Below are 11886 nucleotides of genomic sequence, written 5' to 3'. Positions count from 1 at the left end.
AGATCCCTCTCCCGGCGCTGTTGGCGGTTCACGCCGTCAGCCAGCGCCGGTTTTTTCTTCCCCATGACCGCCTAGAAGTCTGCCGCCATGCGTCCTGCCCGTGCCCTGATCGATCTTCAAGCCCTGCGTCACAACTATCAATTGGCCCGCGAAGTATCGGGAGGAGCCAAGGCTCTCGCCGTGATCAAGGCCGATGCCTATGGCCATGGCGCGGTGCGTTGCGCCCAGGCTCTGGAAGCTGAGGCAGACGGTTTTGCCGTCGCCTGCATTGAAGAAGCGCTGGAACTGCGTGCCGCCGGCATTCGTGCGCCGGTATTGCTGCTTGAAGGCTTTTTCGAAGCCGATGAGCTGGCATTGATCGTCGAGCATGATTTCTGGTGCGTGGTGCATTCGTTATGGCAGCTCGAGGCGATCGAGAAAGCCACACTGGCCAAACCGCTGACCGTCTGGCTCAAGCTCGATTCGGGCATGCACCGCGTCGGTTTGCATCCGGCGGATTATCAGGCGGCCTATCAACGCCTGCTGGCCAGCGGCAAAGTGGCAAAGATCGTCTTGATGAGCCACTTCGCCCGCGCCGACGAGCTCCATTGCACCCGCAGTGAGGAGCAGGTTGCGGTGTTCGAGGCGGCCCGCCAGGGTTTGTCGGCTCAGGTCAGCCTGCGCAACTCGCCAGCCATTCTCGGTTGGCCGAACATTCGCAGTGACTGGGTGCGTCCAGGCATCATGCTTTACGGCGCGACCCCGTTCGAAGAAACCACTGCGCTGGCCGCGCGTCTTGAGCCGGTGATGACCCTGGAATCGAAAGTGATCTGCGTACGTGAACTACCGGCCGGTGAGCCGGTGGGTTACGGCGCGAAATTCATCACTCAGAAACCGATGCGCATCGGCGTCGTTGCGATGGGCTATGCCGATGGCTATCCGCGCCAGGCGCCTACAGGCACTCCGGTGTTGGTCGCGGGTCAACGCAGCCAGCTGCTCGGGCGGGTATCGATGGACATGTTGTGCGTCGATCTGACCGATGTACCGCAAGCGGGCCTCGGTTCTACGGTCGAGCTGTGGGGTAAAAACATCCTCGCCAGTGACGTAGCGATGGCCGCCGACACGATCCCCTATCAGATTTTCTGCAACCTGCGCCGAGTGCCACTGCTCTATTCCGGGAGCTGATGGCAAGCGGACCGTACCGGAAGTCGCCTCGCCGAACAGGATTCAACCCGAAGTGTTGTAAATACTGAACGCTGTCGCCATGATAACGCTTAGTATCCATACAACCTGAATCCTGGGAGGCTAATGCATTGGACGTCGGTGAACGACTGCAATCCATCCGTAAACTGAAAGGTCTTTCCCAGCGTGAACTCGCCAAGCGTGCGGGCGTCACCAATAGCACCATTTCGATGATCGAGAAAAACAGCGTCAGCCCCTCGATCAGTTCGCTGAGGAAGGTTCTTGGCGGTATCCCCATGTCCATGGTGGAATTCTTTTCCGAAGAAATCCTCCAGGAAAAACCGACTCAGATCGTCTACAAAGCTCACGAACTGATCGATATTTCCGATGGTGCAGTGACCATGAAGCTGGTCGGCAGGGCACATCCGAGCCGGGCGATTGCGTTTCTCAACGAAATTTACCCACCAGGCGCCGATACCGGTGGCGAAATGCTCACCCATGAGGGCGAGGAAACCGGGATTCTCCTGGAAGGGCGACTGGAATTGGTGGTCGGTCTCGAGACATTCGTGCTCGAAGCCGGTGACAGTTACTACTTTGAAAGCACCAAGCCGCACCGTTTCCGTAATCCGTTCGATGCGCCGGCGCGACTAATCAGCGCAGCCACACCAGCGAATTTCTGACAGAAGAGGCGTCCAGCAAGGTTTGCGGAGGCGTCCTGGTTACTTTCCTGCCACTACTAATCCCCCTTCGACTTTAGGGTTGTTTCAGTGTGGCCGGCTAACCGTTATACTTGCGCCCGCCTGCGAACCGTGGCCGTGGGCGTGACTAGCCACCATTGAGGGTGTACGCGTGAACCTAATTATGAAAATGCTGGCTGCACCAGCAACCGTATTGGCCCTTTGGGCAGTCAGCGCTCAAGCTGCGACTACCGACGATATTGCCAAGCGACTTGAACCGGTCGGCCAGGTCTGTGTACAAGGTAAAGAGTGCAAGGGGATGGAAGTCGCGGCTTCGGCTGGCGGCGCTGGCGGTGCGAAAACTCCGAAAGACGTGATTGCCAAGCATTGCAATGCTTGCCATGGCACCGGCCTGTTGGGCGCTCCGAAAATCGGTGATAAAGCCGCCTGGAAAGCACGCGCCGACAAGGAAGGTGGTCTGGACGGGGTTCTCGCCAAAGCCATTACCGGTGTGAACGCGATGCCGCCAAAAGGCACCTGCGCAGATTGCTCGGATGACGACTTGAAAGGCGCAATCAAGGAGATGTCTGGCTTGTAATAAGCTCGATCTTCTAAAAAAAGCCGCTTACGAGCGGCTTTTTTGTGTCCGGTGACTCGTCCTGAGACTGTTCTTTGCGGGCCAGACCCGGCAAGCTCGGGCTAACCTTAATTCAAGGAAGGTCAGGGAGAGTCAGATGGTACAGTCCTGTTCAATCGAGCATGCCGTCGATGACGTGCTCGCGCGTTTGCCGGCGCATATCCATATGGGCTTGCCACTGGGGCTGGGTAAACCCAATGCTTTTGTTAACGCGCTATACCAGCGAATTGCGCAGTTGCCCGAGCGACAACTGACGATCTATACCGCCTTGAGCCTCGGCCGCCCAGCGCTGGGCGATGGCTTGCAACGGCGCTTTCTCGAACCTTTTATCGAGCGGGTATTCGGCGATTATCCCGAGTTGGATTTCCTCGCCGATCTGCACGGCAATAGCCTGCCAGCCAACATCCGGGTCGAACAGTTTTTCCTGCTGCCGGGCAGCCTGCTCAACAGCCCAGCCGCTCAGCAGGACTATGTCAGCAGCAACTACAGCCATGCCGCCCGGGACATCAACGCCGCTGGCTTGAACCTGGTCGCGCAACTGGTCGCGCGTGATCCATTGCAGGCCGATCGTCTGAGTTTGAGCTGCAACCCGGACATTACCCTCGACTTGCTGCCGATGATCGCCAGGCGCCGCGCCGCAGGAGAAACCATTCTGCTGCTCGGCCAGGTGCACCGCGACCTGCCCTATATGCCGGGCCATGCAGAAATCGGCAGTGACGCCTTCGATCTGTTGATCGATGAGGAGGACCGCACAATGCTGTTTTCCACGCCGAATATGCCGGTGGGCCTGCAGGACCATTTCATCGGTCTGCATGCCAGCACGCTGGTGCGCGATGGCGGCACCTTGCAGATCGGCATCGGCTCCATGGGCGATGCACTGACTGCCGCGTTGTTGGCGCGGCAGGCGGATAACGATGGATATCGTGCGCTGTTGGCGGATATCGACCTCACTCACTGGCAGCGCCTGATCGAACGTGAAGGCGGCATCGAGCCGTTCGCTGAAGGGCTTTACGGCTGTAGCGAGATGTTCGTCAACGGGTTGCTGGTTCTGGTCGACGCGGGAATCGTGCGGCGCAAGGTTTACGCAGATGTCGCGCTGCAGGAGCAGGCGAATGCCGGAACGCTGGATGAGGCCACGCAACCTGGCGGTATCTCGGTGCATGGCGGGTTCTTTCTCGGGCCGCGCAGTTTCTACCAGCGCTTGCGCGAGCTGCCATTGAGCAAACTGGCCGAATTCAACATGACCGCCATCAGCTACATCAATGAGTTGTACGGCAGCGAGCAGCTCAAGCGTTTGCAGCGGCGCGATGCCCGTTTCATCAACAGTGCCTTCACCATGACTCTGCTGGGGGCCGGAGTGGCGGATCAACTGGAAGACGGGCGGGTAGTCAGCGGGGTCGGTGGGCAATACAACTTTGTCGTTCAGGGCCATGCGCTGGAGGGCGCGCGTTCGATTCTGATCCTTCGCAGTTGGCGAGAGGCGGGTGGCGAGGTCAGTTCTAACATTGTCTGGGAGTACGGCCACTGCACGATCCCGCGGCACCTGCGCGATATCGTAGTGACCGAGTACGGCATCGCCGACCTGCGTGGCAAGACCGATGCGGCGGTGATCGAAGCGTTACTCAATATCAGCGACTCACGCTTCCAGCAGGGCCTGATCGAGCAGGCGCAGCAAGTCGGCAAGTTGCCCAAGGACTTCCGTCTCGATCCGCGCTTTGCCGACAACAGCCCACAGCGTTTGCAGGAAATTCAGGCACGGCATTCGCAGCTGTTCCCGGAGTATCCGTTGGGGAGTGATTTCAGTCCGCAAGAGCGGGACTTACTGCGGGCGCTGAACTGGCTGAAGAGCAAGTTCAAGCTCACCGAGATGCTTGAGCTGGGCAAGGCGGCGCTGGATGCGCCGGAGCCGTCGGAGTTTCCCGTACATCTGGAGCGGATGCAGCTGACGAAGCCGGATGGCCTGCGCGAGGACCTGTATCAGCGGTTGCTGCTGGCGGGTCTGAAAGCTACCGCGTCATAACGACCGACGACGATCCACTGTGGGAGCGAGCTTGCTCGCGATGGCGGTGTCACATTCAACATAGATGTTGAATGTTATGGCCTCATCGCGAGCAAGCTCGCTCCCACATTGGTGTGTGGTGTGTGGTGTGGCGGATTACTCGATAAAGGTCACGACCCCACCCGCCAGGGATTTCACCCGGGCCAGGGATTCGACGCGATAGCCTTGGGCGTCGAGCTCCGCGCGGCCACCCTGGAACGACTTCTCAATCACGATACCCAGGCCCGCCACAGTGGCGCCGGCTTGTTTGATGATCGAGATCAGCGCCTGCGAAGCCTTACCATTGGCCAGGAAGTCATCGATGATCAGCACCCGGTCGCTGCTGGTCAGGTGCCGTGGGGAAATCGCTACGGTGCTTTCGGTCTGCTTGGTGAACGAGTACACGGTCGCCGACAGCAGGTTTTCAGTCAGGGTCAGGGACTGATGCTTACGGGCGAAAATCACCGGCACGCCGAGGTTCAGGCCGGTCATGATCGCCGGCGCAATGCCCGAGGCTTCGATAGTGACGATCTTGGTGATGCCCGAGTCGGCAAACAGCGTGGCGAACTCGTCGCCGATCAGCTTCATCAGCTGCGGGTCGATCTGGTGGTTCAGAAAGGCGTCGACTTTCAGGACTTGATCGGAAAGCACGATGCCTTCTTCGCGAATTTTCTTGTGCAGGGCTTCCACGGAACGTCCTCTATTAGCGCTTTGTGCGCCTAAGCTCTGATAAAAAGTGTTCGGTTAAAAAGTAGTCGATTCTAGCGCTTTAACATCGCGCGTATATCCGCCAACGCAGTGTTGCCGCGAACGGCTTTGACTTCGGTCGGGATATCGTCGGTGCCTTCCCAGGCCAGGTCGTCCGGCGGCAGTTCATCAAGGAAACGGCTGGGTGCGCAGTCGATGATCTCGCCGTATTGCTTACGCTTGGCAGCGAAGGTGAAGGCCAGGGTCTGACGCGCGCGGGTAATCCCGACGTAGGCCAGACGGCGTTCTTCCTCGATGGTGTCGGCTTCGATGCTCGAGCGATGGGGGAGAATTTCCTCCTCCATGCCCATGATGAACACGTAGGGAAACTCAAGACCCTTGGAGGCGTGCAAGGTCATCATCTGCACGCCTTCGGCACCGTCTTCCTCTTCCTGCTGACGCTCCAGCATGTCCCGCAGGACGAGTTTGCCGATGGCGTCTTCGATGGTCATCTCGCCATCTTCGTCTTTTTCCAGGGTGTTCTTCAGTGCCTCGATCAGGAACCAGACGTTACCCATGCGGTAGTCCGCGGCTTTATCACTGGAGCTGTTGGTGCGCAACCAGTTCTCGTAGTCGATGTCCATGACCATGCTGCGCAGGGCGGAGATCGGATCTTCGCCCGCGCACTGTTCGCGTACGCGGTCCATGAAACGCTTGAAGCGCGCCAGACGATCGGTGAAGCGGCTGTCCAGATGCTCGCCGAGGCCGATTTCTTCGGTGGCAGCGTACATCGAGACTTTGCGCCCGGTAGCGTAGTTGCCCAGCTTTTCCAGGGTAGTCGAACCGATTTCCCGGCGTGGGACATTGATCACCCGCAAGAAGGCGTTGTCGTCGTCCGGATTGACCAGCAGGCGGAAGTAGGCCATCAGGTCTTTGACTTCCTGACGTCCGAAAAAGCTGTTGCCGCCGGATAGGCGATAAGGAATCTGATGATGCTGTAGCTTCAACTCAATCAGCTTGGCCTGGTAGTTACCGCGATAAAGAATCGCGAAATCACTGTAGGGCCGATCGGTGCGCAGGTGCAGGGTCAGCAGTTCGACGGCCACGCGCTCGGCTTCAGCGTCTTCGTTGCGGCAGCGGATCACGCGAATCTCGTCGCCGTGCCCCATCTCGCTCCACAGCTGTTTTTCAAACTCGTGGGGATTGTTCGAGATCAGCACGTTGGCGCAGCGCAGGATGCGGCTGGTGGAGCGGTAGTTCTGCTCGAGCATCACCACTTTCAGGGACGGATAGTCGTCCTTGAGCAGCATCAGATTTTCCGGGCGGGCACCGCGCCAGGCGTAGATCGACTGATCATCGTCGCCCACCACGGTGAACTGATTACGCTTGCCGATCAGCAGCTTCACCAGCAGATACTGGCTGGCGTTGGTGTCCTGGTATTCGTCTACCAGCAGGTAGCGGACCTTGTTCTGCCACTTGTCGAGGATGTCGGCGTGTTCCTGGAACAGCTTTACCGGCAGCAGGATCAGGTCGTCGAAGTCCACCGCGTTGAACGCCTTGAGCGTGCGCTGGTAATGGGTGTAGACGATGGCGGCGGTCTGTTCCTTCGGGTTGCGCGCGTTTTCCAGGGCTTCGGGCGGCAGGATCAGGTCGTTTTTCCACGAGCCGATCATGTTCTTGATCTCGTCGACGCCGTCGTCGCCCGCGTATTCCTTCTGCATGATGTCGGTCATCAGGGATTTGACGTCGGTCTCGTCGAAAATCGAGAAACCTGGCTTGTAGCCCAGCCGTGCATGCTCCTTGCGGATGATATTCAGCCCCAGATTGTGGAACGTACACACGGTCAAGCCACGGCCTTCACCGCCCTTGAGCAATGTGCCGACCCGCTCCTTCATCTCCCGCGCGGCCTTGTTGGTAAAGGTCATGGCGACGATGTACTGGGCACGGATGCCGCAGCTCTGGATCAGATGGGCGATTTTGCGGGTGATTACGCTGGTCTTGCCGGAGCCAGCGCCGGCGAGCACCAAAAGAGGGCCGCCGACGTAGTTCACGGCTTCTTGCTGCCGGGGATTGAGTCGGGACATGACGAAGAAAGAAGTCGCTTGCGAAATGGGCGGGCATTTTAACAGGCTGGAAAGATTCTGCTGCCTCTGTGCGACTTGTGACGTAGCACTCGATCTAAATTTGCCGGTTTTGCTACTTTCCCGCAGGATGCGCGCTGATATTGCGTCTACTGTTCGTGCTTGAGTGGTACCACATCGTGTTTGATTATCAATAGCGTTGGTCGTTGGTTATCTGCGCGGCATAATGCCCGCCGCCAACATCTATTGCAGAGTCTAGGGAGCTAGCTTGTCTACGCCTGTCGAACCCTTGCGTTTGCTGCTGCTGGCCGAAGAGCCGGCGTGGGCAGCGTTGTTGCGCGAGTGTCTGGCTCCAATGGGGAGCTCGGCTGTGCTGATCAGTGCGCCGACCTGGGAGTCGGTCAGTAGTATGTTCGATGACGACCGCAGCGCGGTGTTATTGACCATTCCAGCCCTGCAGCCCGCTCCGGGTCGCTGCAGTTTGCCGACGGTATTGCTGCTCGAGCGTGAACCGAGTGTAGCGCCGGACGGTGTCAGCGACTGGTTGGTCCGCGATACCCTGGATATCGCCACCTTGCGCCGCTGCCTGCGCCATGTTCGTGAACGGGGTGTGCTGGAAAACACCTTGCAACGCCTTGCCAGACAGGACCCGTTGACCGGCATCGCCAATCGCCAGGGGTTTCAGACCTTGTTGGCGGCCCGTCTTGCCGAGAATGAAGGGCGTGGCCTCGCACTGGGCCATCTGGACCTCGATAATTTTCGCCATGCCAACGATGCTCTTGGGCACCAGGCCGGTGACCGGTTGATCCTGCAAGTGGTCTCGCGGCTCAAAAGCCAGCTGGAGGCCGGCGATCAACTGGCGCGCCTGGGCAGCGATGAGTTTGCCTTGCTGATCGACACCCGTCGGGCACCGCAGCGTGCCGAGTGGATGGCTGAGCGGATTATCGAGGCAATGTCCGAACCTTACTGGGTCGATGGCGAGAGCTTGCTGATCGGCTGCAGCCTGGGCGTCGCCCATGCACGCCCTCGGGCCGGTGCCGATCCGTTGATGTGGCATGCGCATATCGCCATGCAACAGGCCAAAAGCACTCAGGGCTGCACCTTCCACATCTTCAACGAGCGCATCAATCGTAACGCCCGCAGCCTCGCCGATCTTGAAAGCGAGCTGCGCCGGGCCTTGCGTCGCGACGAGTTGGAATTGCATTACCAGCCGCGGCTGAACCTGGAAGACGGGCAGATTGTCGGCCTCGAGGCTCTGGTGCGCTGGCGTCATAACGAGCGCGGGCTGTTACCGCCGAGCGAGTTCGTGCCGCTGGCCGAGCAGAGCGGCTTGATCGTGCCGCTCGGTTACTGGGTGATTTCCCGCGCCTTGCGCGATATGCAGGCCTTGCGTGAACGCGGCCTGCCGCCGTTGCACATGGCGGTCAACCTGTCATTCCGACAGTTTCAGGACAGTCAGTTGCTCTCGACCTTGAGCCGACTGATTGCCGAGCGTGGCGTCGAGGCGCAATGGCTGGAGTTCGAACTGACGGAAACCGCGGTGATGCGTCGCAGTGATCTGGTCAAGCAGACCATGGACGCGCTGGGTCGTTTGGGTGTGCGTTTCTCGCTGGATGATTTCGGCACCGGTTTCTCCTCGTTCGTCCACCTCAATAGCCTGCCGATTGCGTTGCTGAAGATCGACAAAAGCTTCGTCGGCGGTATGGAACAACGGGAAGAGAACCGCAAACTGGTGCACGCGATGATCAACCTGGCCCACAACCTCAATCTCGAAGTGGTGGCCGAAGGTGTCGAAACTCCAGAGCAGCTTGCGTTGCTGCGCGGGTTTGGCTGCGATCAGGTGCAGGGTTACCTGATCAGCAAGCCGTTGCCGTTGGCGGAACTGGTGGAATACCTGACCTTTGGCACCAGTCAGCAGGTGGTGACCCAAGCATAAAAGATAGCAGCCTGCGGCAGCTCCTACAGGATTGGGTTCACACCCGGTCAGCGTAGGAGCCGCCGCAGGCTGCGATCTTTTATGGCTTCACCACCGATCTAATCCGGCTGAGCCGTCCGAAATTGCAGCTGCTGTCCGGGCGGCTCGCTTTTGATCATCCGCTTCATCCGCCATTCAAACGCCAGCGTCAGGCTTACCGCCGCGCAGGCCAGACCCAGCGCCAGCCCCCACCAGACGCCCGTCGGCCCCCAGTCAAGGGTAAAGGCCATCAGCCATGCGGCAGGTGCGCCGATCAACCAATAGCAGCCCAGCCCCACCAGAAAGGTGGTCTTGGCATCCTTGAGTCCACGGATCGCACCCATGGCAATGGTTTGCGTGCCGTCGAACAACTCGAACCAGGCCGCCACCGCCAGCAGGCTCACAGCGAGATTGATCACCTCGCGAAAGGCCGGGTCGTTGTGGTCGAGGAACAGCCCGACCAGCTGGTTCGGCAGCAGCCAGAACACCATGGCAAAAACGAGCATCGCGGCCCCACCGAAGGCAATTGCGACCCGACCGGCCAGGCGCGCATCGAGCAATTGCCCGGCGCCGTAATGCTGACCGATACGCATGGTGATCGCGTAGGAAATACCCGCCGGAACCATGAAGGCCACCGAGACGATCTGCAGGGCAATCTGATGCGCCCCCAGTTGCGTGCTGCCCATGGTGCCCATGCACAGCGCGGCGAAGGCAAACAGGCCGACCTCCACCGCATAGGTACCACCGATGGGCAGACCCAGGCGCCACAGCTCGCGCAGGTACTGGCGGTTAGGCCGCGACAGGCCTTGGCGCAGCGGATATGCGTCGTAGGCCGGATGCCGGCGGATATGCCAGGCCAGCGCCAGGGCCATGCAGTTGGCAACGATTGCGGTGACCAGGCCGATTCCGATCAGCCCCAGCTTCGGCAGGCCGAACATGCCGGTGATCAACGCATAGTTGAGCAAGAAGTTGGCCACGGTGCCGCCGAGGCTGATGACCATGACTGGAGTCGCGCGGCCAATGGCGCTGGTGAACCCGCGCAAGGCCATGAAACTCAGGTAGCCGGGCAGGGCAAACGGCAGGATCAGCAAGAACTGGCCGGCCGCGTTGACGTTGCTTGCGGTCTGACCGAACAGCAGCAGCACCGGCTTGAGGTTCCACAGCAGCAACCCGGCCACCAGCGCCATCAGCCAGGCCAGCCATAGTCCGGCCTGGGTCAGACGGGCGGCGCCTTCGATGTCGCCAGCGCCCTTGCGAATGGCCACCAGAGTACCAACCGCGGCAATTACACCGATGCAGAAAATCGACACGAACATATAGCTGGCCGCGCCCAAACTGCCACCGGCAAGGGCTTCGGGGCTCAGTTTGGCCATCATCAGGGTGTCGGTGAGCACCATCAGCATATGCGCCAACTGCGAGGCGATCAGCGGCCCGGCCAGCCGCAGGATGGCCCAGAGTTCGATACGTGCTGGATGCTGCATGGTCATCAGGCTCAATTCGGCAAAGGGGCTTGGAAGGGTTGATTCTCGGCGCTTGCAGCGGTTGGCACAAAGGGATAAAAACGATCGGTAGCATGATTAAAACTCATGCTTAAGAAATTATGCTGGGGTTTTCACATTACGCTATAGGAGCTTTCCTGATGTCCCGTCGTCTTCCTCCTCTTTACGCCTTGCGCGCTTTTGAAGCGGCGTCGCGGCATAGCTCGTTCACCCGTGCGGCTGAGGAACTGTCGGTTACCCAGAGTGCGGTCAGCCGGCACATTCGCACTCTGGAAGATCACTTTGCCTGCCGCCTGTTTCAGCGCAGTGGCCGTAATCTGCAACTGACCGAAGCCGCGCGCCTGCTACTGCCCGGCATCCGTGAAGGCTTCTCGGCACTGGAACGGGCCTGCAATACCTTGCGCGCCGAAGATGACATCCTGCGCATGAAAGCCCCTTCGACCTTGACCATGCGCTGGCTGCTCGCGCGCCTCAGCCGTTTCCGGCATTTGCAGCCGGGAAACGAAGTGCAACTGACCAGCGCCTGGATGGACGTCGACTCGGTCGACTTCAACCAGGAGCCGTTCGACTGCGCGGTGCTGCTCAGCAACGGGCACTTTCCGCCAGATTGGGAGGCCAGCTACTTGTTTCCCGAACTGTTGATCCCGGTGGGTGCGCCGAACCTGTTGAGCGATAAGCCGTGGGACGTCGCGCGGCTGGCCAGCGCCGAATTACTGCATCCGACACCTGACCGTCGTGATTGGCGTAACTGGCTGGAGCGCATGGGTCTGTCGGGGCAGGTGTCGCTCAAGGGCGGACAGGTTTTCGATACTCTGGAGCTGGGTATGATCGCCGCCGCCCGTGGTTATGGGGTTTCCATGGGGGACCTGCTGATGGTCGCCGAAGACGTCGCGCAAGGGCGCTTGAGCCTGCCGTGGCCGACGGCGGTGGCCAGTGGCGAAAACTATTACCTGGTCTGGCCAAAAACCCGCCCCGGCGGCGAACGCCTGCGCCGGCTCAGCGATTTTCTCCAGAGCGAAGTCCAGGCGATGGTTTTGCCGGACGTCGAGCGTCTGTAGGAGCGAGCTTGCTCGCGATGGACTTAAGGGCGGCGCGTTTATTCAGAAAACACGCGTTATCGTTAACGTCTATCGCGATCAAGCTCGCTCCTAC

9 protein-coding genes are annotated in these 11886 nt (G+C 59.7%); 6 read left to right on the top strand and 3 right to left on the bottom strand.

Features of this window, described 5'->3' with window-relative positions:
* Positions 1-87: 87 nt before the first annotated feature.
* The 4 genes from alr to F8N21_RS03175 all read left to right on the top strand — a co-directional run bounded on the left by alr (position 88) and on the right by F8N21_RS03175 (position 4495).
* Positions 88-1164, top strand: coding sequence for an alanine racemase (alr, locus tag F8N21_RS03190; RefSeq protein ID WP_150640740.1), 1077 nt, complete (start codon positions 88-90; stop codon positions 1162-1164).
* 128 nt (positions 1165-1292) lie between these two features.
* Positions 1293-1841 carry a cupin domain-containing protein gene (locus F8N21_RS03185; protein WP_150640739.1) on the top strand — a complete coding sequence of 183 codons (549 nt, stop codon included), beginning with the start codon at positions 1293-1295 and terminating at the stop codon, positions 1839-1841.
* A gap of 181 nt (positions 1842-2022) precedes the next feature.
* The gene (locus tag F8N21_RS03180) at positions 2023-2436 is read left to right on the top strand and encodes a c-type cytochrome (protein ID WP_150640820.1); all 414 of its coding nucleotides are present in this window, start codon (positions 2023-2025) and stop codon (positions 2434-2436) included.
* A 136-nt stretch (positions 2437-2572) separates the two neighbouring features.
* Positions 2573-4495 carry an acetyl-CoA hydrolase/transferase C-terminal domain-containing protein gene (locus tag F8N21_RS03175; RefSeq protein WP_150640738.1) on the top strand — a complete coding sequence of 641 codons (1923 nt, stop codon included), beginning with the start codon at positions 2573-2575 and terminating at the stop codon, positions 4493-4495.
* Between the two features lie 135 nt (positions 4496-4630).
* On the opposite strand, the gene F8N21_RS03170 is transcribed toward F8N21_RS03175, so the two are convergent.
* Together F8N21_RS03170 and rep are read right to left on the bottom strand one after the other, a co-directional pair.
* Complete coding sequence (locus F8N21_RS03170; protein ID WP_150640737.1) at positions 4631-5203, bottom strand: xanthine phosphoribosyltransferase; 573 nt, start codon at positions 5201-5203, stop codon at positions 4631-4633.
* A gap of 71 nt (positions 5204-5274) precedes the next feature.
* Entirely contained in the window at positions 5275-7284 is a 2010-nt protein-coding gene (gene rep / locus F8N21_RS03165) for a DNA helicase Rep (protein WP_150640736.1), read from the bottom strand.
* A gap of 265 nt (positions 7285-7549) precedes the next feature.
* Here rep and F8N21_RS03160 point away from each other — a divergent pair, with 265 nt between their 5' ends.
* The gene (locus F8N21_RS03160) at positions 7550-9217 is read left to right on the top strand and encodes a putative bifunctional diguanylate cyclase/phosphodiesterase (RefSeq protein ID WP_150640735.1); all 1668 of its coding nucleotides are present in this window, start codon (positions 7550-7552) and stop codon (positions 9215-9217) included.
* A gap of 98 nt (positions 9218-9315) precedes the next feature.
* On the opposite strand, the gene F8N21_RS03155 is transcribed toward F8N21_RS03160, so the two are convergent.
* Positions 9316-10716, bottom strand: a complete 1401-nt coding sequence (locus F8N21_RS03155) for a NorM family multidrug efflux MATE transporter (protein WP_191624177.1) — start codon at positions 10714-10716, stop codon at positions 9316-9318.
* A 158-nt stretch (positions 10717-10874) separates the two neighbouring features.
* On the opposite strand from F8N21_RS03155, the gene F8N21_RS03150 reads away from it, so the two are divergent.
* Complete coding sequence (locus tag F8N21_RS03150) at positions 10875-11792, top strand: LysR substrate-binding domain-containing protein (protein WP_150640733.1); 918 nt, start codon at positions 10875-10877, stop codon at positions 11790-11792.
* Positions 11793-11886 lie beyond the last annotated feature (94 nt).

This window comes from Pseudomonas fluorescens, from assembly GCF_902497895.1.
Lineage (GTDB): Bacteria > Pseudomonadota > Gammaproteobacteria > Pseudomonadales > Pseudomonadaceae > Aquipseudomonas > Aquipseudomonas fluorescens_BP.
Note: the sequence above shows the minus strand (reverse complement) of the source record. Positions and strands in the feature narration are given on the sequence as shown.